This window comes from Streptomyces sp. NPDC001204, assembly GCF_053598035.1.
Map to the genome: position 1 here is coordinate 477,842 of NZ_JBSFJL010000002.1, position 23,236 is coordinate 501,077.

A 23,236-nucleotide genomic window follows, 5' to 3' on the forward strand; every position below is an offset into this window, starting at 1 on the left:
GTCCTCGGCGAATTCGGTGGATTCCGCCACGACTCCAAGACCGGGAACGTCGTTGACAGGTGACGTCCGCCGCCCGATCATCGGCGGCGACCGAGCACGGTGAGGCAAGCAGCCTCCGGCCTCCTGACTCCCTCCGTCGAAGGACACGCGTCGTGGGCAGATCAACACGCAGACTCGGAGTGCTCCTCGCCGTTTCCGGCCTCGTCCTCGCGCTGCCCGTCGCGTTGACCACGCCGGAACCGGCCCAGGCGCGGCCGCGGACCGGGGCCGCCCCCGACCGCCGAGCGCCCCGGTTCACCCACTCCGCGCGTCAACTCACCCTGACCGTACCGGCGGGCCGCAACACCCCCGGTTACGCATTACGGGTGGCGAGGAATCAACTCTCCTTGACGACGAGCCGTTCGGGCGGCACGGTTCTGGCCACCGCGGGCGGCGACACCGGCGCACTGCGCTTCCAGAACGCCGGCAGATGGCAGCACGCCACCCGTGTCACCGACTGGACCTGGCGGAACGGCACACTCGCCCTCACCGCCGCCACGACGACGCCCGGTGTCACCGTACGGGCCCGGGTCACCCCGTCCGCCGACCGCTACCGGCTCGACTGGCAGGTCGTGGGAACCACCCCCGAACACCTCGGCCTCGCCTACGACTTGCCGTCCGCCGGCCACTGGTACGGCCACGGCGAGACCCGGACCCCGCACGGCGGACCCGCCACCGACCAGCCCTGGCCGCTCGACAGCGGGCAGGTCGCCGACCCGGCCTTCGGGCCCGCCTCCTACTACATGGTCGACCCGTTCTGGTACACGTCCTCGGCGGCCGGACTGCACGTGGACACCGGGCACGTCATGAACGTCGCGATCAACCAGGACAAGGACGGTCTCGGCCGCTTCGACATCGAGTCCGCGGACCCCTACCGGGCCACGGTCTTCGTCGAGTCGACGCCGCTGGAGGTCTACCGCGACTACGTCGGCGTCGTGGGCAGGCCGGCCAAGAGCGACGCCACCCAGCGGCAGTACGCCGAGCCGGTCTGGAACTCCTGGGCGCAGTTCTACACCCACGTCGACCAGGCGCGGCTCCTCGGCTACGCCCAGGACCTGCACGACCACGGGATCACCGGGCACACGCTCCAGCTCGACGACAAGTGGGAGTCCGACTACGGGAACATGACCTTCGACGCGAAGGCCTACCCGGACCCCGGGGCGATGTCCCGCCGGATCCACGCCCTCGGCTTCGGCTTCGGCCTCTGGGTGACGCTGTGGATCAACCTGGACTCCGACCAGTACCGGTACGCCGCCGACCACGGCTATCTGCTCGGCGCCGCCACCGATCCCGCCGAGCCGTGCCGCGTCACCTGGTGGAACGGCACCGCCGGCATCGTCGACCTCGCCAACCCGGAGGCCAGGGCCTGGTACGAGCGGCGGCTGCGCGGCCTGATGAGCACCTACGGCGTGGACGGGCTGAAGTTCGACACCCGCTTCTTCGACGAGCGGTGCGTTCCCCGCGCGGGCGCCGAACCCACCGACTACCAGCGCCTGGGCGCTCAACTCGCCGACAAGTTCGACCTCCAGGGCGTCGGCATCCGCGTCCACTGGGACACCACCGCCCACCGGGCCGGGTTCGTCACCCGTCAGCTGGACAAGGGCACGGGCTGGAACTCCCTGCGGGCCGCCGTCACGCAGAACCTCGCCATCTCCACCATCGGCTACCCCTTCGTCACCACCGACATGATCGGCGGCTCCAGCGGTCAGCCCGCCCCCACCCGGCAGGTCCTGGTCCGCTGGGCCCAGGCCGCGTCGCTGATGCCGCTCATGTACGCCTCCACGTCCCCCGTCGACACCGTCGACGTGACGACCGGCAGGAAGGTGGTGTACGACGCGCGGACCGCCGCCCTCTACCGCGAGGCCATCGCCCGCCACGGCCGCCTCGCCCCCTACATCCGCGACCAGGTCCGGCACACGCTGCGCACCGGCGACCCGATCATGCGCCCGCTCTTCTTCGACTTCCCGCACGACGAGCGGGCGTACACGATCACCGACGAGTGGATGCTGGGCCCCGCGATCCTGGCGGCCCCCCAACTGACCGACGCACCCGCCCGCGCCGTCCACCTCCCGCCGGGCACCTGGTACGACGTCACCCACGCCCGCACCCTGCGCGGCCCCCGAACCATCCCGGCCTACACCACCCCCCTGAACGCCACCCCGGTCTTCGTCAACCTGAACACAAAGGAAGCGAAGAAGGCCCTACGTGCCCTGCGCTGACAACCACAGGACGCCGGGCGGGCGAAGGGCCCGCCGAGGCCCCAGGGAGGTGCCTTCTCGATCCACCGAGACGGGTCGGCGGGTGGGCGGACCTGGGGTGCAGGGGGCAGAGCCCCCGCCGGGGTCCGGGGCGGAGCCCCAGGGCCGGGACTTTCAATCCACCGAGTCGGGCGGGCGGGTGGCAAAGCGGGGGCGGGGCCCAGGAGGAAGGGGCCCCCGGTGAACCGAGCCGTCAGAAGCCGAGGCGGCGGAGCTGCTTGGGGTCGCGCTGCCAGTCCTTGGCGACCTTCACGTGAAGGTCGAGAAACACCGGCGTCCCCAGCAGCGCCTCGATGTGCTTGCGGGACTTGATCCCGACCTCCTTGAGCCGCTTCCCCTTGGGCCCGATGATGATGCCCTTCTGGCTCGGCCGCTCGATGAACACGTTGGCGTGGATGTCGAGCAGCGGCTTGTCCGCAGGCCGGTCCTCGCGGGGCAGCATCTCCTCCACCACCACCGCGATGGAGTGGGGCAGTTCGTCCCGCACACCCTCCAGCGCCGCCTCCCGGATCAGCTCGGCCACCATGACCTGCTCGGGCTCGTCCGTGAGGTCGCCCTCGGGGTAGAGCGCGGGCCCCTCGGGCAGCAGCGGGACCAGCAGATCGGCCAGCAGGTCCACCTGCTTGTTCGCCGTCGCCGACACCGGAACGATCTCCGCCCAGGTGATCCCCAGCTCCTCGCCCAGCTGGTCGATCGCGATCAGCTGCTCGGCGAGCGCCTTGGGGTCCACCAGGTCCGTCTTCGTGACGATCGCGACCTTGGGCGTCTTCTTGATCCCGGCCAGTTCCTTCGCGATGAACCGGTCACCGGGACCGATCTTCTGGTCGGCCGGCAGGCAGAAGCCGATCACGTCGACCTCGGCCCAGGTGGTCCGTACGACGTCGTTCAGCCGTTCCCCCAGCAGCGTGCGCGGCTTGTGCAGGCCCGGTGTGTCCACCAGGATCAGCTGGGCGTCCGGGCGGTGGACGATGCCCCGCACGGTGTGCCGCGTGGTCTGGGGCCGGTTCGAGGTGATCGCCACCTTCTGCCCGACCAGAGCGTTCGTGAGGGTGGACTTGCCCGCGTTGGGACGGCCCACGAAGCAGGCGAAGCCTGCCCGATGGGCAGCCTCGACGGACTGCTCGGATGACTGGGTGCGAACGCTCATGGCGCCCATTGTCCCTGATCCACGGACCACGCCTGCACACGCGTCCTCTGACGGCCGGAGCGAACAGGCCACCGGTGCTGCGCAGGGCGTTGGTCACCTGGAGGACGGCGCCGCGCTGTCCGACCGTGGTCATCCCGTTGACCAGGTAGCAGCAGTGCGTGCGGTACCTCACCGAACACCTCGCGGCCGAATACCTGCCCCGCAGGTCCGGGTGACCTCCGTCAGCCCGGGGCCCGTGGCCACGCCGATCCTCGACGACTTCAAGCGGGACCACGGCGTCGCCAAGGTCGAGGGAGCCGGCGCGCTGCTCGGTCGGTTCGGGGAGCCGGCGGACATCGCCCGTGTCGTGGCCTTCCTGCTGAGCGACTCCGCGGCCTGGATCAACGGCACCGACATCCGCGTCGACGGCGGCCTGACGGCCTGCCGCACCGCCCAGGAGGCCTCCGAGGCCGGCACCGGCTGACCCACGCCGCACGACCACTCGCGGCGCGGCGCGGCCGGCCGGCCGGAGAGCGGTGCCTCGTCACCGAGCCCTGGGTATCAGGCCGCCGTCACCGAGCCCTGGGTATCAGGCCCCCGTCACCGAGCCCTGGGCGTTAGGCTCCCGTCATCAAGCCCCGGGCGTCAGGCCCCCGTCACCAGGCTCCGGCCGGTAGGCCCCGCTCACCGGGCCCCGTCCGTCAGGCCTCAGCCGTCCTCGCCCGCCGGCAGGGTGAGCCGTACGGTGCCGTCCGGGCCGGCCAGCAGGACCGGTGTGGCGGCGCCGCCCAGATCCCGTACGGCGGCCCGGTCCTCCGGGGCGATCTCCTCCGCCTCGCTGACCACCGCCGCCGCCTCCAGGGACGTCGCCCCGGACGCGACGGCCATCGCCACCGCCGTCCGGAGGGCGCTCAGCTTCAGGGAGGCGAGGTGCACCGACCCGGCGACATACGTACGCCCCGTCTCGTCCCGCACGGCCGCGCCCTCCGGCACACCGTTGCGGGCCCGGGCCGAACGGGCCAGGGTGACGATCTTGAGGTCCTCGGGATCAAGCGCGTTGGTCTCGGTCATGCCCCGAGCATAAGAGCCGCCCCGATGGCCGCCGAGATCACCCCGGCGGCCGCGGAGTCCGGGTGCTCAGGCCCGGTCGAGACGGAGCCGGTCCGCGCGCGGCAGCCCCGCCACGACCAGGTCGTAGGAGTCCTCGACGAGCTCGCGGACCAGGCGGTCCGGGAGTCCGGCGTCGACCGTGACCGTGTTCCAGTGGCGCTTGTGCATGTGCCAGCCGGGGACGATCAGGCCCTCGTACTCGGCGCGCAGCCGGATCGCGTCCTCCGGGTCGCACTTGAGGTTGACCTTCAGCGGCCGGGAGTCCAGGGCCGACAGCGCGAACAGCTTGCCCTGGACCTTGAAGACCGAGGTCTCCGGGTTGAAGGGGAAGTCCTCCACCACCGCGTTGAACGACAGGCAGAGGGCGCGCAGCTCCTCCGGGCTCATTCCGGCTTCCCCCCCCCGTCCCCGGCGGGGGCCGCAGGCCCCACCGGCTCCGCGAGCACGGTCACGATCTTGTTCCGGCGGCCGGCCGCGGCCTCCGCGGTCAGCCGCAGCTCCCGGCCGTCGGGCAGTTCCACGACCGACGACGCGCCCGCGATGGGAACCCGGCCCAGGGCCTTGGCGAGCAGCCCGCCGACCGTCTCCACGTCCTCGTCGTCGTACTCCTCCAGGCCGTACAGCTCGCCCAGGTCCGTGATGTCCAGGCGCGCGGTGACGCGGTAGCGGTCGTCGCCGAGCGGCTCCACCGGCGGCAGCTCGCGGTCGTACTCGTCGGTGATCTCGCCGACGATCTCCTCGAGGATGTCCTCGATGGTGACGATGCCGGCCGTGCCGCCGTACTCGTCGATGACGACGGCGACGTGGTTGCGTTCCTTCTGCATCTCGCGCAGCAGGTCGTCGGCGTTCTTCGTGTCCGGCACGAAGACGGCCGGACGCATCGCCGTCGACACCAGCTCGCTCTCGGCGTCCCGGTTGATGTGCGTCTTGCGGGCCAGGTCCTTCAGATAGACGATCCCGACGATGTCGTCCTCGCTCTCGCCGGTGACCGGGATCCGAGAGAAGCCGGAGCGCAGCGCCAGCGTGAGGGCCTGGCGGATGGTCTTGTACCGCTCGATCACCACGAGGTCGGTGCGCGGCACCATGACCTCGCGCACGAGGGTGTCGCCCAGTTCGAAGACCGAGTGCACCATGCGCCGCTCCTCGTCCTCGATGAGCGACTCCTGCTCGGCCAGGTCGACCAGGGCGCGCAGCTCCGCCTCGGAGGCGAACGGGCCGCGCCGGAACCCCTTGCCGGGGGTCAGCGCGTTGCCGATGAGGATCAGCAGCGAGGGGAGCGGGCCCAGCACCCGCGCGAGCGGCACCAGCACGTACGCCGCGGCGGTCGCCGTGTTCAGCGGGTGCTGGCGGCCGATGGTGCGCGGGGAGACCCCGACGGCCACGTACGAGACGAGCACCATGACCGCGATGGCGACGACCAGCGCCTGGGCCGTGCCGGAGAACGCCTCCAGACACGCGTAGGTGACCAGGGCGGCCGCCGCCATCTCGCAGGTCACGCGGACCAGCAGCGCCAGGTTGAGGTAGCGGGTCGGGTCGGCGGCGACCTGGGCCAGCTTGGCGCTGCCGCGGCGGCCCGACTTCACGGCCCCCTCGGCACGGAAGCTGGACACCCGTGCGAGGCCCGCCTCCGCGCAGGCGGCGAGCCAGGCGACGACGACGAGCGCGATCGCGCCGACGACGATCTGTGGGTTCATGGGCGGGCTTACGAGACGGTGGGCGCCGGGGACGGGCCGTGCAGGCCCTGCTCGGCACGCCAGCCGTCCACGATCGCTGCCTGCAGACCGAACATCTCGGCCTTCTCGTCCGGCTCCTCGTGGTCGTAGCCGAGCAGGTGCAGCACGCCGTGGACGGTGAGCAGCTGGAGCTCCTCGTCCATGGAGTGCTGTGTCGGAGCCTCGGCACCCTGCTTCGCGGCCACCTCGGGACAGAGCACGATGTCGCCGAGGAGGCCCTGCGGGGGCTCTTCGTCGTCCTTGGAGGGCGGCCGCAGCTCGTCCATCGGGAAGGACATGACGTCCGTGGGCCCCGGCAGGTCCATCCACTGGACGTGCAGCTGCTCCATGGCGTCGGCGTCCACGACGATCACCGAGAGCTCGGAGAGCGGGTGGATGCGCATGCGGGTGAGTGCGTAGCGGGCGATGTCGAGGATCGCCCGCTCGTCGACCTCGGTTCCCGACTCGTTGTTGACGTCGATCGACATGGTGGTGCTGGTCTACTTCCCCTTGTGCCCGTGTCCGTGCGCGTGCCCGGCCCTGCCGTGGCCGCCGGTCCTCGGCGCGCCGTTCTCGGTGCCGTGACTGCTGTCGTACTTCTCGTACGCGTCGACGATACGGCCCACGAGCTTGTGCCGTACGACGTCGTGCGACGACAGCCGGGAGAAGTGGACGTCCTCGACGCCCTCCAGGATCTCCTGCACCTGCCGCAGTCCGGACTTCTGGCCGTTGGGCAGGTCCACCTGGGTGACGTCACCCGTGATGACGATCTTCGAGTCGAAGCCGAGCCGGGTGAGGAACATCTTCATCTGCTCGGGACTGGTGTTCTGGGCCTCGTCCAGGATGATGAAGGCGTCGTTGAGGGTGCGGCCGCGCATGTAGGCGAGCGGCGCGACCTCGATCGTCCCCGCCGCCATCAGACGCGGGATGGAGTCCGGGTCGAGCATGTCGTGCAGCGCGTCGTACAGCGGGCGCAGGTACGGGTCGATCTTCTCGTAGAGCGTGCCGGGCAGGAAGCCCAGGCGCTCGCCGGCCTCGACCGCCGGGCGGGTCAGGATGATGCGGTTGACCTGCTTGGACTGAAGCGCCTGCACCGCCTTGGCCATGGCCAGGTAGGTCTTTCCGGTGCCGGCGGGGCCGATGCCGAAGACGACCGTGTGCTTGTCGATCGCGTCGACGTACCGCTTCTGGTTGAGCGTCTTGGGGCGGATCGTGCGGCCGCGCGAGGACAGGATGTTCTGCGTGAGGACCTCGGCGGGGGTCTCGTGGCCGTCGCTCTCGCCGTTCTCGCTCGCCTTGAGCATGGCGATGGAGCGTTCCACTGCGTCCTCCGTCATCGGCTGCCCGGTGCGGAGCACCAGCATCATCTCGTCGAACACGCGCTGGACCAGGGCGACGTCCGCCGGGTCGCCGACCGCGCTGATCTCGTTGCCCCGGACATGGATGTCGGCCCCCGGGAAGGCCTTCTCGATCACGCGCAGGAGAGAATCGCCGGACCCCAGCACGGTCACCATGGGGTGCTGGGCGGGGACGGTGAACTGTGCTCTGGCCTGCCCCTGCGCGGGGGTCTTGGCTGCGGGTGTCTGAGTCATGGGCCGGCGCTGAAGGCCTGCGGTTCCTCCTCGTCACGGCCGCACAAGTGAGGGCGGCCTCGCGCTTCCAGGGTACGACGGGGGAGTGACAACGCCGTAGGGCTTTTCGGCGACCTGGGCGACCCTGCCGACCCCGGCGCTGGATCAGTCCGGCACGGGGGACGCGCCGGCCTCCGTCCCGGCCCCGCGCTGGGCCCGCAGCAGGTCCCGGAACCAGCGGTAGGACGCCTTCGGGGTGCGCTCCAGGGTCTCGTAGTCGACGTGCACCAGGCCGAACCGGCGGGCGAGGCCTTCCGCCCACTCCCAGTTGTCCAGCAGCGACCACACGAAGTAGCCGCGCACGTCCACGCCCGCCTCCAGGGCCCGGTGGAGGGCGCGGATGTGGCCGTCCAGGTAGGCGATGCGGTCCTGGTCGTCGAGGCCCTCGTAGGAGCACCCGTTCTCGGTGATGACGACGGGCGGGAGCCGGTCGCCGTAGCGGTCGCGCAGGCCGGTCAGCAGCTCGGTCAGCCCCTCCGGGACCACGGGCCAGCCGAAGTCCGTGACCGGGTGGCCCTCGATCTCCCTTACCGAGAAGGGCAGTTCGGCGGGCAGGGTGAGACCGCCGAACTCGATCTCCTCGCCGCTCGGAGCGCCCACCCGCGTCGGGGCGTAGTAGTTGACGCCGTACCAGTCCAGGGGCTCCGCGATGACCTTCAGATCCGAGTCGACGTCCGCGGGGGCGCCCGGCATCAGCTCGCCCAGCCCCTCGGGGTACCGGCCGAGCAGCAGCGGGTCGGCGAACAGGCGGTGCAGCAGCAGGTCGTAGAAGCCGGCCGCCTCGACGTCCGCCTGCTCCCCGGACGCCGGCCGGACGGGACTGTGCGAGTTGGCGATGCCGATGTCCGCGGCCCCGGCCGCGCGCAGCGCGCGGACCGCCAGGCCGTGGGCGAGCAGTTGGTGGTGGGCGGCCGGGAGCGCGTCGAACAGCAGCCGCTTCCCCGGTGCGTGCACGCCGAGGGCATGGCCGAGCAGGGTGTGCTCGGCGGGCTCGTTGAGCGTGATCCACTTCGTCACGCGGTCGCCCAGGCGCTCGGCGACCACCGACACATGGTCGGCGAACCGCGCGGCCGTGTCCCGCTCCAGCCAGTCGAGGCGGGCGGGCAGGTCCCAGTGGAAGAGGGTCGGGACCGGGCGGACGCCCGCCGCGCACAGCTCGTCGACCAGCCGGTCGTAGAAGTCCAGGCCGCCGGGGGAGTCCACCCGGGGCCAGGAGACGGAGAAGCGGTACCCGTCCACGCCGAGGCCGGCCAGCAGCGCCACGTCCTCACGGTGGCGGTGGTAGTGGTCGCAGGCCACCGCCGCCGTCGAGCCGTCCTTGACCCGTCCCGGCTCGGCCGAGAACGTGTCCCACACGGACGGCTCGCGCCGGTCGGCCGCCCCCTCGATCTGGTGGGCCGAGGTCGACACGCCCCACAGGAAGCCGACCGGGAACCGGGGTATCGGGTTCGTAGCCATGGGCGGGATCATCCTTACCGTAGGTAACGGAAGTCAACGCCCGGACGGCAAAAGGACCTCACGCCCCCTCCTTGAGCACGCGGGAGATGAGCTCGCGCTGCTCCCCGGTCAGCCGGGGATCGGCCGCGTACACCGTCCGGCCGTCCACGGTGATCTCGTAGCTGAAGCCGTCGGGCACCCCGGCCGGCGGCGCGGCCTTGCCGGCGGCCAGCGCCCGCTCGGCCAGGTCCCTCCACTGCGGGGCGTCGGACCGCCCCGAGACGTCCACCTCGGCGCGGCGCTCGATGCCCGCGAACCCTCCTGTGCGCCTCACTCGAATCCGCATGGTCCGTGTCTAGTACGGAACTACAGCGTCCGCACCCCCACCTGTTCCCAGGCCTTCCGTACGGCCTCGAGTTCGCCGCCGTCGGTGCCGTACCGCTCCCGCGCGGCCCGCACGGTGAGCGTGGCGAAGTCGGTGAACTGCGCGTCCTCGTGCAGCTCGCCGCCGGTCAGCACGTCGTACCAGAGCTGCCCCGCCCTCTCCCAGGCGTGGCCGCCGAGCGCGGTGGCGACCAGGTAGAAGGCGTGGTTGGGAATGCCGGAGTTGATGTGCACGCCGCCGTTGTCGCTGCCCGTGTGGACGTAGTGGTCCATCGTGGCCGGCTGCGGGTCCCTGCCGAGCACGTCGTCGTCGTACGCCGTGCCGGGTGCCTTCATGGAGCGCAGCGCGGTGCCGCTGACGCCCGGGGCCAGCAGCCCGGCGCCGATCAGCCAGTCGGCCTCGGTGGCGGTCTGGTCGAGCGTGTACTGCTTGATCAGCGAGCCGAAGACGTCGGAGAGCGACTCGTTGAGCGCGCCGGACTGCCCGAAGTAGGCCAGGTTGGCGGTGTGCTGGGTGACGCCGTGGGTCAGCTCGTGGCCGATGACGTCGACCGGGATGGTGAAGTCCAGGAAGATCTCGCCGTCGCCGTCGCCGAACACCATCTGCTCGCCGTTCCAGAAGGCGTTGTTGTACTTCTCGTCGTAGTGCACGGTGGCGTCCAGCGGCAGGCCGCTGCCGTCGATCGAGTCGCGCCGGTAGGCCGTGCGGTACAGCTCGAAGGTGGCGCCGAGGCCGGCGTAGGCGCGGTTGACCGTGGCGTCCCCGCCGGGCTCCTCGCCCTCGCCGCGCACCTTCCTCCCGGGCAGGTCGGTGCCGTGCCGGGCGTCGTAGACGGTGCGGTGCGGCTGCCCGTCCCGCTTGCCCGCGGGCGCGGCGACGGCGGGTGCGCCGATGACGGTGGTCAGCCGCCGCCGGGTGCGCTCGAAGGCGTCGCGCTCCAGGGTCCGGCGGGCGGGTCCGGAGAGCGCGGGGTCGTCGTTGCGGGCGAGGCGGTCCAGGACGTGCGGCGGCACGATGGTGCAGAAGACGGGCTCGAAGCCCCCGTTGGTCGTCGTGGTCGTCATAGCGGGCACACTTGCACTGTGTGGTCGCGCTGTCACCACCCGCAACCATGATTGGTGAAATATCGGGGCAAGGGGTCCGTGCTTCCGTCACGGAGTGATAGATGTCCGTGACGGAGTGGCGGGCGGCCGGGGGTGGTCGGGAGGTGGTACCGGTGACATCGCGCACTATTTGCCCTGTTTGCCCCTTCGGTTTCGCATACTGGGACGGGCCCGCGCATCCGGCGCGGCTCGGCTAGGCTGCGCAGCATCATGCGTTTCGGGCTGCTTCTCCTTAGCTGCCGCGGCGAGGGCCTGTAGTCGAGGCCGACCCCCTCCCCGCGGAGTTCGGCGTTGCGCCGTCGGCCGTTCACCGGCACCCGCGGACCCGCGGAATTTTCGAGGAGCCCACGCAAACATGGTCAACCGCCAGCAGCCCAGTTCCATGCCGATCCACAAGTACGGCCGCTACGAGCAGGTCGACATCCCCGACCGCACCTGGCCCGGCCGCCGGATCACCGCCGCCCCCCGCTGGCTCTCCACCGACCTGCGCGACGGCAACCAGGCCCTGATCGACCCGATGTCGCCCGAGCGCAAGCGCCGGATGTTCGACCAGCTGGTCAGGATGGGCTACAAGGAGATCGAGGTCGGCTTCCCGGCCTCGGGCCAGACCGACTTCGACTTCGTGCGCTCGATCATCGAGGAAGAGGGCGCGATCCCCGAGGACGTCACGATCTCCGTGCTGACCCAGGCCCGTGAGGACCTGATCGAGCGGACCGTGGAGTCCCTGAAGGGCGCCCGGCGCGCCACCGTCCACCTCTACAACGCCACCGCCCCGGTCTTCCGCCGGGTCGTCTTCCGCGGCTCCAGGGACGACATCAAGCAGATCGCCGTCGACGGCACCCGCCTGGTGATGGAGTACGCCGAGAAACTGCTGGGCCCGGAAACGGAGTTCGGCTACCAGTACAGCCCCGAGATCTTCACCGACACCGAGCTGGACTTCGCCCTGGAGGTCTGCGAGGCGGTGATGGACGTGTACCAGCCGGGCCCGGGCCGCGAGATCATCCTCAACCTGCCCGCCACGGTGGAGCGTTCGACGCCGTCGACGCACGCGGACCGCTTCGAGTGGATGCACCGCAACCTGTCCCGCCGCGAGTACGTCTGCCTGTCCGTCCACCCGCACAACGACCGCGGCACCGCCGTCGCCGCCGCCGAACTGGCGCTGATGGCCGGCGCCGACCGCGTCGAGGGCTGCCTGTTCGGGCAGGGCGAGCGCACCGGCAACGTCGACCTGGTCACGCTGGGCGTGAACCTGTTCTCGCAGGGCGTCGACCCGCAGATCGACTTCTCCGACATCGACGAGATCCGTCGTACGTGGGAGTACTGCAACCAGATGGAGGTCCACCCGCGCCACCCGTACGTGGGCGACCTGGTCTACACGTCCTTCTCCGGCTCCCACCAGGACGCCATCAAGAAGGGCTTCGACGCCATGGAGGCCGACGCGAAGGCCAAGGGCGTCACGGTCGACGACATCGAGTGGGCGGTGCCCTACCTGCCCATCGACCCCAAGGACGTCGGCCGCTCCTACGAGGCCGTCATCCGCGTCAACTCGCAGTCCGGCAAGGGCGGTGTCGCCTACGTCCTGAAGAACGACCACAAGCTGGACCTGCCGCGCCGGATGCAGATCGAGTTCTCGAAGATCATCCAGACGAAGACGGACGCCGAGGGCGGCGAGGTCACGCCGAAGGAGATCTGGGCGGCCTTCCAGGACGAGTACCTGCCCATTCCGGAGAACCCCTGGGGCCGCATCCAGGTCAGGACCGGCCAGTCGACGACGGACACCGACGGGGTCGACACGCTCACCGTCGAGGCCACCGTCGACGGCGAGGACACCGTTCTCACCGGCTCCGGCAACGGTCCGATCTCGGCCTTCTTCGACGCCCTGCACTCCATCGGCGTCGACGTACGCCTGCTGGACTACCAGGAGCACACGATGAGCGAGGGCGCCTCCGCCCAGGCCGCCTCGTACATCGAGTGCGCGATCGACGACAAGGTCCTGTGGGGGATCGGCATCGACGCGAACACGACACGTGCGTCGCTGAAGGCGGTCGTCTCGGCCGTCAACCGCGCGGCGCGCTGACCGCTCTGACCGGCGCTTTCGGGGCCCCGGCCGCCTGCTGAGGCGGTCGGGGCCCCGTCGTGCGCCCGACGACTATCGGCCAGTCTCCGCCGCAGGTCACGGAAAGGTCTCCTCCGGGGTGCTGACGACACCTCGACAATGTGGCTAACATCACGCCAGTGCGGCGATGTTGCCGTGCCGTTACGGAGGTGGGACGTGCTGCCAGTACGAGGACGAAACGGCCGTGTCACCTGGCTTGCCCGACTGCTGGGCACCCGTACCGCGTGGACGCCGGTCGGCGACGGCGAGTTCTTCTGCCCCGGCTGCGGCGGGGACCGCAACTACCAGCGGCTGAGCGGGCGTCGGCGCTTCACCGTCCTCGGCGTACCGCTGCTGCCGCGCGGCACGGCCGGGCCGGTCGTCGAGTGCGCCGCCTGCGGCGGCCACTTCGGCACGGACGTCCTGGACCATCCGACGACCACCCGCTTCTCCGCGATGCTCCGCGACGCCGTGCACACGGTCGCCCTGGCGGTGCTGTCCGCGGGCGGAACCGGCTCCCGTACGGCCCTGGAGACCGCCGCGGCCACCGTCCGCGCGGCCGGCCTGGCCGACTGCACCGAGGAGCAGCTGGCCGCCCTGGTCGAGGCGCTGGCCGCGGACACCGGGCGCGCCTACGGCGACCAGCCGTGCGGCGCGGGCCTGGCCATAGAGCTGCACGAGGCCCTCGACCCGCTCGCCCCGCACCTGGCCCCCGCGGGCCGGGAGTCGATCCTCCTCCAGGCCGCCCGCATCGCCCTGGCCGACGGCCCCTACACCCCCGCCGAACACGACACCCTCAGCACCGTCGGCGCGGCCCTGACCATCTGCACGGACGAGGTGACCCGGCTGCTGACGGCGGCGCGCACACCTTCGTAGCGGCACCGCGGGTGGCCCGAGCGCGGGTCGTCGACTGTGAGCGGCTGTACGGTCCCGACCATCTGTGGACGTCCGACGCGCGCCGCCTCGTGGCGGTCGCGGCCCGCCGTGCCGGGCGGGTGCGCGTGGCCCTCGCCGAGTGCACACGGCCGGCCGACGACCAGGCTCGCGTCCGCGGCCCGGACCACCCCCTGACTCTCATGGCGCGCGGTCACCTCGCGGGGGCGGGGAGACGTGTTGCCGCCACGTCGGGCACACCGCGAAGACGTCGTGGCAGACGTGGGGCGTACGGTGGTTCGAACAGTTGCGGACGCGGGGACGCCGCCCGGGCGGGGGCGAGGAGAACAACCACACGGAGGTGTGCATTGTCGGCCGGCGTGGTGGTGATCGGTGCCGGAGTCGTGGGACTCACCACAGCGGTGTGTCTGGCGGAGTCCGGAATGGACGTACGCGTGGACACGGATCGGTCCCCGGACGAGACGACCTCGGCAGCCGCGGGCGCGATGTGGGATCCGTACCTGGTGGAACCCGCTCACCTGGTCGACCGGTGGAGCCGTGTGACCCTGTCGGTGCTGAACACGTTGAGCGCCGACGCGGACACGGGGATCCGACGGGTGGAAGGGACGCACGAGTCCCGGATTTCCCGCGGGATGCCGGAGTGGGGCGGCCTGGTCGGAGCGCGCGTCTGTGAACGCGGTGAACTGCGCCCGGGTTTCCTGTCCGGGTGGCGTTATCGTGCCCCCGTCGTCGACATGCCGCGATACCTGCGCTACCTGGCCCGCCGGCTCGAGCGGGCCGGCGGTCACCTCCGCCGTCGCCGTTACAACACGCTCGAAGAAGCGGTGCACGAAGCGCCGGTGGTCGTCAACTGCTCGGGTTCGGGGGCCCGTTCGCTGGCGGCGGACCCCTCGGTCGAGGCGGTGCGCGGTCAGCTGGTGGTGGTCGAGAATCCGGGTATTCGGTCGTTCTTCTGCGACGACACCCCGGGGGCCGACGAGCTCACCTACATTTACCCGCACTCCGACGCCGTGGTCCTTGGGGGGACGGCGGTGTCCGGGAACTGGGACCTGCGCCCCGACGAGGCCGCGGCTCGGGAGATCGTTGAGCGCTGCGTCGCGATCGAACCGTCCCTCGCGGGCGCCCGCGTACTCGCGCACCGGGTCGGGCTGCGGCCGGCGCGGGAGGAGGTGCGGCTCGAAGGGGAGCCCCGCAAGGGCACACTGCTCCTGCACAACTACGGTCATGGCGGAGCTGGACTGACCCTGTCGTGGGGGTGCGCCCGTGAGGTCGCCGAGCGGGTCCGCAGGGCGACCGGGCTCATTCCCTGATCTGCCACTGCCGGCGCTCCGTGATTCCCTGCTCCGAGCCTCTGCGGAAGAGGTACAACCAGGTCCGTATCGCCAGCGCGGCGGCCAGGGCGGCGGTCCACGGCCAGCTGGTGGTCTTCGTTGTCACGAGCGCCGCGCCGAGTACCGGCGAGACGGCGGTGAACACCATCAAAGCGATTTCGCTCCGGCTCCGGCGAAATCGGAAAGCGATGGAAAACTCGGAATGCTCGTACCAGGCGATTGCGGCGCTCAGCACGACGGCCAGAACCATGGTCGTCCATGGATTGCTGCTGACCTGGGCGTAAGTGACGGGAAGCGAGATCACGAAAGGCAACACGCCGCCGTACTCGGACAGCACATTCCCCCACTTCATGATCTTGCCGAACGAGTTCGAGCGTATTCGGGCAAGTTCACCGGAGGCGCTCGCGTACACGATCAGAGAGAGCACGGTGCTGAAGGTTGCTCCGATGAGCAGCAGACGGACATCGTCGGGGAATCGTTTCGATGCGAAGGCGAAGCCCAGGAGGAACGTCACAGCGGCGAGAATGGAACCGGAGAAGGCTATGCCCGCTGCGGCTTCCCCGGACTGCAGGGTCGCCGGGTCGTCCCGCTCGAAGCGTGCGATTTCGAATGCGGGCGCACCGGACAGGGTGACCAGGGCCGTTACGGCGTGGTCGGCGGGTGTCAAGGATTCCATGAGCTGTTCACGGGCGCTTGTGTGAACGAGATGCCGCGCATCCGGATCGATGTATTCGACGCGCGTCGTGTGCTGGAAGTGGATGGAAAGCACGTCATCCGTACCGCCGGTGTGCATGACCCGAGTTCCTATGAAGCCGCACGCCAGTAAGAGGCGCGTCACCGTCGGCTGCTCGGTGTTCGCTATGGCGGAGACCAGCGGCGGTTCGCCGGACCCTTGTGGAACCTGCCGCAGCATCTCGGCCAGGAGCTGTGATGCCACGCCGTTCCGGCGCATCCCGGCCCGGACCGCGATCACCGACAGGCGCACGTGTCCCGGGGAAGGCATCTCCGCGGCGACGCAACCCACCAACTCGCCCGAGGATTCGGCCACTCGAACCAGCCTGCGCTCAAGGGCCTCGGCAAGGAGTGCCGGCGACGGCACGACGGCCGCGTCACACGCATCGGCCAACAGGGCTCGGAGCTGGGCGAGATCAGCGGGGAGGGCCATCCGGGTAGACCATGCGGCCATGTCCATGGGGTCCGTTCAGCCGGTCGGAGTGTGGGGGGATCCTACAGATCGAATGTGTGATGTACAGGGGGTGCGGGTCCTGCCTGCGCAATCCCCCGGTCGGTGCTCCTCGGCGGCCTGCCCTGGCCTTGCCGACCACTCGCCGGCTGTCTGTCCCGTGAGCGGGGACGACTTCCTGGAGGCAGCGGCTTCGGACACCCGGCTTGTATAGTCGCCGCGCCGCGACGGACATGTCGGAAGGGGACGCCGGAGCCGTGAACGGGGAGCACGAGCACTTTGCCGGACAGGAGGAGCCGTGGGACGAGCGGACCCCGGGCGTCCTGCGACTGCCGTCCGGACGGCTGGTACGGGGCAGAGGCCTGCGCCATGACCTCGACCCGTCGGCGCAGACCCCGTCGTACGGCGTCTACCTCCTCGGCGAACAGCCGCCCGCGACCCCCTGGGCGTCCCGCTGGCTGCGCTGGCCGGACTTCCGCCTCCCGGCGGACCGTGAGGAGGCCCGCTCGGTGCTCACCGACGCCTGGGCCCGCGCCGCCGCCGAACGCGTCGAACTGGCCTGCGCCGGCGGTCGGGGCCGCACCGGCACGGCCCTGGCCTGCCTGGCGGTCCTCGACGGCGTACCGGCGGACGAGGCCGTCGCCTACGTCAGAACCCACTACGACCGGCACGCGGTGGAGACACCGTGGCAGAAGCGGTACGTACGGCACTTCACGCCGTCGCTGTGACCGTCGCTGTGACTGCTCCCGCGCCGGCGGGCGTTCCCCGGGAATCGCGACCCCGACCCAGCGGCTCACGCGGCGGCGTACGCCAACGCCCGCAGCCGCGGCGAGGCGCCCTGAGCGCCGTGCGCCGTGCCTATGCCAGTGCCTCCGCCACCGCGGCGGCGGTCCGGGCCACGAGGGCGTCGTCGTAGGGGGCGTCCCGGGCCGGTTTGGCCGACAGCACGGCCAGGACCACGGGGGAACCGGACTCGGTCCACGCGATGCCCACGTCGTTGGTGGTGCCGTGGGCACCGGAGCCCGTCCTGTCCGCGACCGTCCAGGTCGGCGGCAGGCCCGCGCGGAAGCGGTTCGCGCTGGTGGTGTTGTTCAGCAGCCAGCGCGTCAGCAGCCGGCGGTCGTGACGGTCCAGCGCGTCCCCGAGGACGAGACGGGCGTAGGTGCGGCCGATCGCGCGCGGGCTCGTGGTGTCCGTGAGCCGCCAGGGCTCGGCGGTGTTGAGGTCCGGCTCCCAGCGGTCCAGGCGGGTCACCGGGTCGCCGAGCGAGCGGGCGAAGCGGGTGACGGCGGTGGGGCCGCCGAGCTCGCGCAGGAGCAGGTTGCCGGCGGTGTTGTCGCTGAAGCGGATGGCGACGTCGGCGAGTTCGGCGATGGTCATGCCCGTGGCCAGGTGCGCACGGGTCTGGTCGGAGCCTTCCAGCACCAGGTCGGCCTCGGTGTAGTGGACGCGGCGCGAGAGGACCTCGCCGTGGCGGTCCAGGTCCCGCAGGACCGCTGCCGCCGCCAGGGTCTTGAACACCGAGCACATCGGGAAGCGTTCGTCGGCCCGGTACCGGACGGTCCGGCCGGTGGCGGGGTCGTGGGCGAGCACGCCCAGCCGGGCGCCGTGCCCCTGCTCCAGGGCGCGCAGGCGCGCGGTGGTGCCGTCGTCCGGCAGGGCGTGCGCGGGCGTGGCGGCGGCCGTCGCCACGGCGAGAGCGGCGGCGGTGGTCAGCAGGGCACGTCGGGTCGGCGCGGACTTCCTCGGGGCTCGGATGGCGCTCTCCTCCGGTCGGTGCGGACGGAACGATCGGTCCGTGCGGACGGGACGATCGGTCGGTGCGGACAGGACGATCTCCACAGTGACCGACGTCGCCGGGGACATCGCGGTTGCGCCGCGCCGGGAGCCCGAAGGGGGCGCGGGCGCGGCCACGCCCGCATCCGCCGTGAGTGACAATGGACCCCATGAGTCTGTTCCGCGACGACGGCATCGTGCTGCGCACCCAGAAGCTGGGTGAGGCGGACCGGATCATCACGTTGCTCACCCGCGGGCACGGGCGGGTGCGGGCCGTGGCGCGGGGGGTGCGGCGGACGAAGTCGAAGTTCGGGGCCCGGCTCGAGCCGTTCTCGCACGTGGACGTGCAGTTCTTCGCGCGGGGGAGCGAGCTGGTGGGGCGGGGGCTGCCGCTGTGCACGCAGAGCGAGACCATCGCCCCCTACGGCGGCGGGATCGTGACCGACTACGCCCGCTACACCGCCGGGACGGCCATGCTGGAGACCGCCGAGCGGTTCACCGACCACGAGGGCGAGCCGGCCGTCCAGCAGTACCTGCTGCTGGTGGGCGCCCTGCGCACCCTCGCCCGGGGCGAGCACGCCCCGCACCTCGTGCTCGACGCCTTCCTGCTGCGGTCGCTGGCCGTCAACGGCTACGCGCCCACCTTCGGCGACTGCGCCAGGTGCGGGATGCCCGGTCCGAACCGCTTCTTCTCGGTGGCCTCCGGCGGCTCGGTCTGCGCCGACTGCCGGGTGCCCGGCAGCGTCGTACCCTCGCCGCAGACGCTCGCGCTGCTCGGCGCGCTGCTCACGGGGGACTGGGAGACCGCGGACGCGTGCGAGCCGCGGTACGTCAGGGAGGGCGGCGGACTGGTCTCCGCCTACCTGCACTGGCACCTGGAGCGCGGGCTGCGCTCACTTCGGTACGTGGAAAAGTAGTACGCCCACCAAGCAGTACGTCAGTACGCCCGAAACAAGGGAGACGAGAAGCACATGGCCGTACGCGGGATCCTGGGGCGCCGGCGCCCGGAGTACAGGGCGCCCGAGCCGCATCCGTCCGGCGCCCGCGCGCCGAAGCTCCCCGGCGAGCTTGTCCCCGAGCATGTGGCGATCGTCATGGACGGGAACGGGCGCTGGGCCAAGGAGCGCGGGCTGCCCCGCACCGAGGGGCACAAGGTCGGTGCCGAGCGGGTGCTGGACGTGTTGCAGGGCGCGATCGAAATCGGCGTCGGCAACATCTCCCTGTACGCCTTCTCCACCGAGAACTGGAAGCGCTCGCCCGACGAGGTGCGCTTCCTGATGAACTTCAACCGCGACTTCATCCGCAAGACCCGCGACCAGCTCGACGAACTCGGCATCCGGGTGCGCTGGGTGGGCCGTATGCCCAAGCTGTGGAAGTCGGTCGCCAAGGAGCTCCAGGTCGCCCAGGAGCAGACCAAGGACAACGACCGGCTCACGCTGTACTTCTGCATGAACTACGGCGGCCGGGCCGAACTCGCGGACGCGGCCAAGGCGCTGGCGGAGGACGTCAGGGCGGGCCGGCTCGACCCGTCCAAGGTCACCGAGAAGACCGTCCAGAAGTACCTGTACTACCCGGACATGCCGGACGTCGACCTGTTCCTGCGCCCGAGCGGTGAGCAGCGCACGTCCAACTACCTGCTCTGGCAGAGCGCGTACGCGGAGATGGTCTTCCAGGACGTCCTGTGGCCCGACTTCGACCGCCGCGACCTGTGGCGGGCCTGCATCGAGTTCGCCTCCCGCGACCGCCGCTTCGGCGGCGCGATCCCGAACGAGGAACTCCTCGCCATGAACGGCGACGGCGAGTAAATCAGCCCGCTCGGGGGCGCCCCCTGCTCGTAGAGCTCGGGGGAGATTGAGGACGAGGCCGTTCAGGCCGAAAAGCGGGGGTCCGGGGGGCGGCAGCCCCCCAGGGCCGGCCGCCCCGGACCACCCGCACAGGATCCGGCTCAGCCGCCGGAGGCCGCCGCGCAGTCCGCGCAGGTGCCGAAGATCTCCACCGTGTGGGCGACGTTGACGTAGCCGTGCTCCGCGGCGATCGCCTCCGCCCACTTCTCCACCATCGGCCCCTCCACCTCGACCGCCTTGCCGCAGATGCGGCAGACGAGGTGGTGGTGGTGTTCGCCGGTGGAGCAGCGGCGGTAGACCGACTCGCCGTCGGAGGTGCGCAGGACGTCGACCTCGCCCGCGTCGGCGAGGGACTGAAGGGTGCGGTAGACCGTCGTCAGGCCCACCGAGTCGCCCCTGTGCTTGAGCATGTCGTGGAGCTCCTGCGCGCTGCGGAACTCGTCGACCTCGTCGAGGGCCGCCGCGACAGCGGCACGCTGCCGGGTGGCGCGGCCCTTCACGGGCGGTCCAGCGGTGGTCACCGGTCGGCCTCCTCACGTCTCGCCTGCGGGCCATTGTGCCAGCCCGGGCCGTGCGCGGTCAGGCGCCGGCCCCGTCGCCGGCGGCCCGGGTGGCCGGAATCGCGCACTCCGCGGGGTCCCCGGCGGGCCGCGCGGCGGCGAGTGCCCGCGCGCGTCGCCGGGCCAGCGGCGTGGCCAGTGCGGTGAGCGCGATGAACGCGGCGATGGTGAGCAGCACGATCGTCGCGCCGGGCGGCACGTCCTGGTAGTACGACGTGACCGTGCCGCCGATCGTCACGCTCACCCCGATGGCGACGGCGATGGCGAAGGTCGCGGCGAAGCTGCGGCTGAGCTGCTGGGCCGCGGCCACCGGGACCACCATCAGCGCGCTGACCAGCAGCAGCCCGACCACGCGCATCGCGACCGTCACCGTCACCGCCGCGGTGACCGCCGTCAGCAGGTTCAGGGCGCGCACCGGCAGCCCGGTCACCCGGGCGAACTCCTCGTCCTGGCTGACCGCGAACAGCTGGCGGCGCAGGCCCAGGGTGACCAGTACGACGAAGGCGGCCAGCAGGCAGATCGCGGTGACGTCGGACTGCGAGACCGTGGAGAGCGAGCCGAACAGGTACGACGTCAGGTTCGCGTTGGAGCCGCCGGGGGCGAGGTTGATGAACATGACGCCGCCCGCCATGCCGCCGTAGAAGAGCATCGCGAGGGCGATGTCGCCGCGGGTGCGGCCGTACCAGCGGATCAGCTCCATGAGGACCGCGCCCAGGACGGAGACCGCCGTCGCCATCCACACCGGGGAGGTGGACAGCAGGAAGCCCAGGCCGACGCCGGTCATGGCGACGTGGCCGATGCCGTCGCCCATCAGGGCCTGGCGGCGCTGGACGAGGTAGATGCCGACGGCGGGGGCGGTGATGCCGACCAGGACGGCCGCGAGCAGGGCCCGCTGCATGAAGGCGTAGTTCAACAGGTCCATCAGCTCAGCAGTCCCGTGCGGATCGGATCGGCGCCCGTGGCGTCGTGGGGGTGTACGTGGTCGTGGCCGGGCAGGGCATGCTGGCCCACGGCCTTCGGGGGCGGCCCGTCGTGCAGGACGCAGCCGTCGCGCAGCACCACCGCCCGGTCGATCAGGGGCTCCAGGGGGCCCAGCTCGTGCAGCACGAGCAGCACCGTCGCCCCGGCCGCCACCTGCTCCTTCAGCGTGCTCGCCAGCACCTCCTGGCTGGCCAGGTCGACGCCGGCCATCGGCTCGTCCATGATCAGCAGCTCGGGTGCGGCGGCGAGGGCGCGGGCGATCAGCACGCGCTGGTGCTGACCGCCGGAGAGGGCGTCGACCGAGTCCTTCGCGCGGTCCGCCATGCCGACCAGCTCCAGGGCGTGCCGTACGGCCGCGTGGTCGGCCTTGCGGAAGACCCCGAAGCGGGTACGGGAGAGCCGGCCCGAGGAGACGATCTCGGTGACGGTCGCCGGGACGCCGCCCGCGGCGGTCGTGCGCTGCGGTACGTAGCCGACGCGCGCCCAGTCGCGGAAGCGGCGGTGCGGGGTGCCGAACAGTTCGATCTCACCGGCGCTCACCGGCACCTGGCCGATGACGCTGCGCACGGCCGTCGACTTGCCGGAGCCGTTGGCGCCGAGCAGCGCGACGACCTCGCCCCGGCGCACGGTGAGGTCGATGCCGCGCAGGACGGGACGCGAGCCCAGGTCGGCGCGCACACCGCGCAGGGAGATGACGGGTTCGGCGGGTTCGCTCCCGGCGTCCATGACGCCCTCCGGCGCGCTCACTTGGCGCCCAGGGCTTTCTGCAGCGCCTCGAGGTTGGCGTCCATGACCTGGAAGTAGTCGGTGCCGCGGGACTTGTCGGTGATGCCCTCGAGGGGATCGAGGACGTCGGTCTTCAGATGCGCGTCCTCGGCGAGGGTCTTCGCGGTCTTGTCGCTGACCAGCGTCTCGTAGAAGACGGTCGTGACCCCGTCGGACTTCGCGGTCTCCTGGAGGTCCTTCACCCGGGCGGCGCTGGGCTCGGACTCGGGGTCGAGGCCGTTGATGGCCTCCTGGGTCAGGCCGTAGCGCTCGGCGAGGTAGCCGAAGGCGGCGTGGGTAGTGATGAAGACCTTGCTCTTGGCGTCCTTCAGCCCGGTCTCGTACCGGGTGTTGAGCTCGCCGAGCTCCTTGACCAGGGCCGCGGTGTTCTTGCGGTAGTCGGCCGCGTGGTCCGGGTCGCCCTTCTCGAAGGCCTTGCCGACGCCCTCGGCGATCTGCGCGTAGCGCACCGGGTCGAGCCAGACGTGCGGGTCCTTGCCGCCGTGCTCCTCGTCGTGGTGGGCGTCGTGCTCGTCGGCGTGGCCGCCGACGTCGGTGCCGTGCTCCTCCAGCGTGGTCAGGGACGCGGCGTCGACCTTCGTCGCGATCCCGGACTGGGCGACGGCCTTGTCGACGTTGGGCTGGAGGCCCTTGAGGTAGAGCACCGCGTCGGACTTCTCGAGCTGCACGGTCTGCTGGGCGCTGATCTCCAGCTCGTGCGGCTCCTGGCCGGGCTGGGTGAGACTGGTGACGTGCACGTGGCTCCCGCCGATCCGCTCGGCGAGGAAGGCCATCGGGTAGAAGGACGCGACGACGTCGTACTTCCCGCCGCTGCCGCCGGCCGCGCCGGCGGAGGAACAGGCGGAGAGCGCTCCGAGGCCGAGAGCGGTGACCGTCAGGGCCGTGGAACCGGATATGAGGCGTCGTCGTACGTTCATGACACTCATTTTCAACGAAGATGGAAACCGTTGTCAACAAGGCTCGCGACAAGCCCGAAAAGGGCCCT

23 protein-coding genes are annotated in these 23,236 nt (G+C 71.2%); 8 read left to right on the forward strand and 15 right to left on the reverse strand.

All coding sequences use genetic code 11. From position 1 onward, the window contains the following. Window positions 1-152: 152 nt before the first annotated feature. Window positions 153-2,258: a glycoside hydrolase family 31 protein gene (locus ACWC91_RS04975; RefSeq protein ID WP_225075082.1), complete on the forward strand. Its 2,106-nt coding sequence runs from the start codon at window positions 153-155 to the stop codon at window positions 2,256-2,258. Window positions 2,259-2,490: 232 nt separating this feature from the next. Here the strand turns inward: ACWC91_RS04975 and era are convergent, their stop codons facing one another. Then, the gene (era, locus tag ACWC91_RS04980; protein WP_225075081.1) at window positions 2,491-3,444 is read right to left on the reverse strand and encodes a GTPase Era; all 954 of its coding nucleotides are present in this window, start codon (window positions 3,442-3,444) and stop codon (window positions 2,491-2,493) included. Here era and ACWC91_RS04985 point away from each other — a divergent pair. Beyond that, entirely contained in the window at window positions 3,443-3,907 is a 465-nt protein-coding gene (locus ACWC91_RS04985; protein WP_450640894.1) for an SDR family oxidoreductase, read from the forward strand. The two genes, era and ACWC91_RS04985, sit on opposite strands and share 2 nt — an antisense overlap. A 224-nt stretch (window positions 3,908-4,131) precedes the next feature. On the opposite strand, the gene ACWC91_RS04990 is transcribed toward ACWC91_RS04985, so the two are convergent. The 8 genes from ACWC91_RS04990 to ACWC91_RS05025 all read right to left on the reverse strand — a co-directional run bounded on the left by ACWC91_RS04990 (window position 4,132) and on the right by ACWC91_RS05025 (window position 10,762). Beyond that, a complete protein-coding gene (locus ACWC91_RS04990) occupies window positions 4,132-4,494 on the reverse strand; it encodes a cytidine deaminase (RefSeq protein WP_225075079.1) in 363 nt (120 codons plus the stop codon). Between the two features lie 66 nt (window positions 4,495-4,560). Continuing rightward, the gene (locus ACWC91_RS04995) at window positions 4,561-4,920 is read right to left on the reverse strand and encodes an MmcQ/YjbR family DNA-binding protein (RefSeq protein ID WP_225075078.1); all 360 of its coding nucleotides are present in this window, start codon (window positions 4,918-4,920) and stop codon (window positions 4,561-4,563) included. Further along, the gene (locus tag ACWC91_RS05000) at window positions 4,917-6,227 is read right to left on the reverse strand and encodes a hemolysin family protein (RefSeq protein ID WP_450640896.1); all 1,311 of its coding nucleotides are present in this window, start codon (window positions 6,225-6,227) and stop codon (window positions 4,917-4,919) included. The genes ACWC91_RS04995 and ACWC91_RS05000 overlap by 4 nt, the downstream gene beginning before the upstream one ends. Before the next feature lie 8 nt (window positions 6,228-6,235). Beyond that, window positions 6,236-6,733 carry an rRNA maturation RNase YbeY gene (ybeY, locus tag ACWC91_RS05005; RefSeq protein ID WP_141361081.1) on the reverse strand — a complete coding sequence of 166 codons (498 nt, stop codon included), beginning with the start codon at window positions 6,731-6,733 and terminating at the stop codon, window positions 6,236-6,238. A 12-nt stretch (window positions 6,734-6,745) separates the two neighbouring features. Then, on the reverse strand, window positions 6,746-7,837 hold the full coding sequence (locus ACWC91_RS05010; RefSeq protein ID WP_141361084.1) for a PhoH family protein: 1,092 nt from the start codon (window positions 7,835-7,837) through the stop codon (window positions 6,746-6,748). Between the two features lie 144 nt (window positions 7,838-7,981). After that, on the reverse strand, window positions 7,982-9,346 hold the full coding sequence (locus ACWC91_RS05015) for a GH1 family beta-glucosidase (RefSeq protein ID WP_374113898.1): 1,365 nt from the start codon (window positions 9,344-9,346) through the stop codon (window positions 7,982-7,984). A 46-nt stretch (window positions 9,347-9,392) separates the two neighbouring features. Next, a complete protein-coding gene (locus ACWC91_RS05020) occupies window positions 9,393-9,659 on the reverse strand; it encodes a protealysin inhibitor emfourin (RefSeq protein WP_141361088.1) in 267 nt (88 codons plus the stop codon). Window positions 9,660-9,679: 20 nt separating this feature from the next. After that, window positions 9,680-10,762, reverse strand: coding sequence for a M4 family metallopeptidase (locus tag ACWC91_RS05025; protein ID WP_450640899.1), 1,083 nt, complete (start codon window positions 10,760-10,762; stop codon window positions 9,680-9,682). Window positions 10,763-11,156: 394 nt separating this feature from the next. Between ACWC91_RS05025 and leuA the strand changes: the two genes are divergently transcribed. From leuA to ACWC91_RS05040, 3 genes are all read left to right on the forward strand, one after another. Further along, window positions 11,157-12,878 carry a 2-isopropylmalate synthase gene (leuA, locus tag ACWC91_RS05030; RefSeq protein WP_281154729.1) on the forward strand — a complete coding sequence of 574 codons (1,722 nt, stop codon included), beginning with the start codon at window positions 11,157-11,159 and terminating at the stop codon, window positions 12,876-12,878. Between the two features lie 195 nt (window positions 12,879-13,073). After that, the gene (locus ACWC91_RS05035) at window positions 13,074-13,772 is read left to right on the forward strand and encodes a TerB family tellurite resistance protein (RefSeq protein ID WP_225075073.1); all 699 of its coding nucleotides are present in this window, start codon (window positions 13,074-13,076) and stop codon (window positions 13,770-13,772) included. Window positions 13,773-14,155: 383 nt separating this feature from the next. Continuing rightward, window positions 14,156-15,100 carry an FAD-dependent oxidoreductase gene (locus tag ACWC91_RS05040; RefSeq protein WP_450640916.1) on the forward strand — a complete coding sequence of 315 codons (945 nt, stop codon included), beginning with the start codon at window positions 14,156-14,158 and terminating at the stop codon, window positions 15,098-15,100. Here ACWC91_RS05040 and ACWC91_RS05045 read toward each other — a convergent pair. Beyond that, window positions 15,090-16,313, reverse strand: coding sequence for a GNAT family N-acetyltransferase (locus ACWC91_RS05045; protein ID WP_281154727.1), 1,224 nt, complete (start codon window positions 16,311-16,313; stop codon window positions 15,090-15,092). The genes ACWC91_RS05040 and ACWC91_RS05045 overlap by 11 nt on opposite strands. Before the next feature lie 248 nt (window positions 16,314-16,561). On the opposite strand from ACWC91_RS05045, the gene ACWC91_RS05050 reads away from it, so the two are divergent. Then, the gene (locus ACWC91_RS05050) at window positions 16,562-17,032 is read left to right on the forward strand and encodes a protein-tyrosine phosphatase family protein (RefSeq protein WP_450640900.1); all 471 of its coding nucleotides are present in this window, start codon (window positions 16,562-16,564) and stop codon (window positions 17,030-17,032) included. Window positions 17,033-17,162: 130 nt separating this feature from the next. On the opposite strand, the gene bla is transcribed toward ACWC91_RS05050, so the two are convergent. Then, the gene (bla, locus tag ACWC91_RS05055) at window positions 17,163-18,170 is read right to left on the reverse strand and encodes a class A beta-lactamase (protein WP_450640901.1); all 1,008 of its coding nucleotides are present in this window, start codon (window positions 18,168-18,170) and stop codon (window positions 17,163-17,165) included. Between the two features lie 80 nt (window positions 18,171-18,250). Here bla and recO point away from each other — a divergent pair, with 80 nt between their 5' ends. Both recO and ACWC91_RS05065 read left to right on the forward strand, forming a co-directional pair. Further along, a complete protein-coding gene (gene recO / locus ACWC91_RS05060; RefSeq protein WP_172632975.1) occupies window positions 18,251-18,997 on the forward strand; it encodes a DNA repair protein RecO in 747 nt (248 codons plus the stop codon). Between the two features lie 54 nt (window positions 18,998-19,051). Next, the gene (locus ACWC91_RS05065; protein WP_225075068.1) at window positions 19,052-19,885 is read left to right on the forward strand and encodes an isoprenyl transferase; all 834 of its coding nucleotides are present in this window, start codon (window positions 19,052-19,054) and stop codon (window positions 19,883-19,885) included. Window positions 19,886-20,025: 140 nt separating this feature from the next. Here ACWC91_RS05065 and ACWC91_RS05070 read toward each other — a convergent pair whose 3' ends face one another. Genes ACWC91_RS05070 through ACWC91_RS05085 form a run of 4 tightly spaced genes read right to left on the reverse strand, consistent with a single transcriptional unit; the run spans window position 20,026 to window position 23,168 of the window. Continuing rightward, window positions 20,026-20,445, reverse strand: coding sequence for a Fur family transcriptional regulator (locus ACWC91_RS05070; protein WP_225075067.1), 420 nt, complete (start codon window positions 20,443-20,445; stop codon window positions 20,026-20,028). 58 nt (window positions 20,446-20,503) lie between these two features. Next, window positions 20,504-21,406, reverse strand: coding sequence for a metal ABC transporter permease (locus ACWC91_RS05075; RefSeq protein ID WP_225075066.1), 903 nt, complete (start codon window positions 21,404-21,406; stop codon window positions 20,504-20,506). After that, window positions 21,406-22,191: a metal ABC transporter ATP-binding protein gene (locus ACWC91_RS05080; protein WP_225075065.1), complete on the reverse strand. Its 786-nt coding sequence runs from the start codon at window positions 22,189-22,191 to the stop codon at window positions 21,406-21,408. Before ACWC91_RS05080 ends, ACWC91_RS05075 begins: the two co-directional genes overlap by 1 nt. A 17-nt stretch (window positions 22,192-22,208) precedes the next feature. After that, window positions 22,209-23,168 (reverse strand): metal ABC transporter substrate-binding protein, encoded by a 960-nt coding sequence (locus ACWC91_RS05085; RefSeq protein WP_225075064.1) that lies wholly within the window; start codon window positions 23,166-23,168, stop codon window positions 22,209-22,211. Window positions 23,169-23,236 lie beyond the last annotated feature (68 nt).

What these genes read in the sequence shown, in the direction of transcription:
- ACWC91_RS05010 (WP_141361084.1), bottom strand. Translation starts at nt 7,837, where the DNA reads ATGACTCAGACACCCGCAGCCAAGACCCCCGCGCAGGGGCAGGCCAGA.
- ACWC91_RS05020 (WP_141361088.1), bottom strand. Translation starts at nt 9,659, where the DNA reads ATGCGGATTCGAGTGAGGCGCACAGGAGGGTTCGCGGGCATCGAGCGC.
- ACWC91_RS05075 (WP_225075066.1), bottom strand. Translation starts at nt 21,406, where the DNA reads ATGGACCTGTTGAACTACGCCTTCATGCAGCGGGCCCTGCTCGCGGCC.
- ACWC91_RS04995 (WP_225075078.1), bottom strand. Translation starts at nt 4,920, where the DNA reads ATGAGCCCGGAGGAGCTGCGCGCCCTCTGCCTGTCGTTCAACGCGGTG.
- ACWC91_RS05080 (WP_225075065.1), bottom strand. Translation starts at nt 22,191, where the DNA reads ATGGACGCCGGGAGCGAACCCGCCGAACCCGTCATCTCCCTGCGCGGT.
- bla (WP_450640901.1), bottom strand. Translation starts at nt 18,170, where the DNA reads ATGTCCCCGGCGACGTCGGTCACTGTGGAGATCGTCCTGTCCGCACCG.
- recO (WP_172632975.1), top strand. Translation starts at nt 18,251, where the DNA reads ATGAGTCTGTTCCGCGACGACGGCATCGTGCTGCGCACCCAGAAGCTG.
- ACWC91_RS05015 (WP_374113898.1), bottom strand. Translation starts at nt 9,346, where the DNA reads ATGATCCCGCCCATGGCTACGAACCCGATACCCCGGTTCCCGGTCGGC.
- ybeY (WP_141361081.1), bottom strand. Translation starts at nt 6,733, where the DNA reads ATGTCGATCGACGTCAACAACGAGTCGGGAACCGAGGTCGACGAGCGG.
- ACWC91_RS05045 (WP_281154727.1), bottom strand. Translation starts at nt 16,313, where the DNA reads ATGGACATGGCCGCATGGTCTACCCGGATGGCCCTCCCCGCTGATCTC.
- ACWC91_RS05025 (WP_450640899.1), bottom strand. Translation starts at nt 10,762, where the DNA reads ATGACGACCACGACGACCAACGGGGGCTTCGAGCCCGTCTTCTGCACC.
- ACWC91_RS04985 (WP_450640894.1), top strand. Translation starts at nt 3,443, where the DNA reads ATGGCGCCCATTGTCCCTGATCCACGGACCACGCCTGCACACGCGTCC.
- ACWC91_RS05065 (WP_225075068.1), top strand. Translation starts at nt 19,052, where the DNA reads ATGGCCGTACGCGGGATCCTGGGGCGCCGGCGCCCGGAGTACAGGGCG.
- ACWC91_RS04990 (WP_225075079.1), bottom strand. Translation starts at nt 4,494, where the DNA reads ATGACCGAGACCAACGCGCTTGATCCCGAGGACCTCAAGATCGTCACC.
- ACWC91_RS05085 (WP_225075064.1), bottom strand. Translation starts at nt 23,168, where the DNA reads ATGAACGTACGACGACGCCTCATATCCGGTTCCACGGCCCTGACGGTC.
- era (WP_225075081.1), bottom strand. Translation starts at nt 3,444, where the DNA reads ATGAGCGTTCGCACCCAGTCATCCGAGCAGTCCGTCGAGGCTGCCCAT.
- ACWC91_RS05000 (WP_450640896.1), bottom strand. Translation starts at nt 6,227, where the DNA reads ATGAACCCACAGATCGTCGTCGGCGCGATCGCGCTCGTCGTCGTCGCC.
- leuA (WP_281154729.1), top strand. Translation starts at nt 11,157, where the DNA reads ATGGTCAACCGCCAGCAGCCCAGTTCCATGCCGATCCACAAGTACGGC.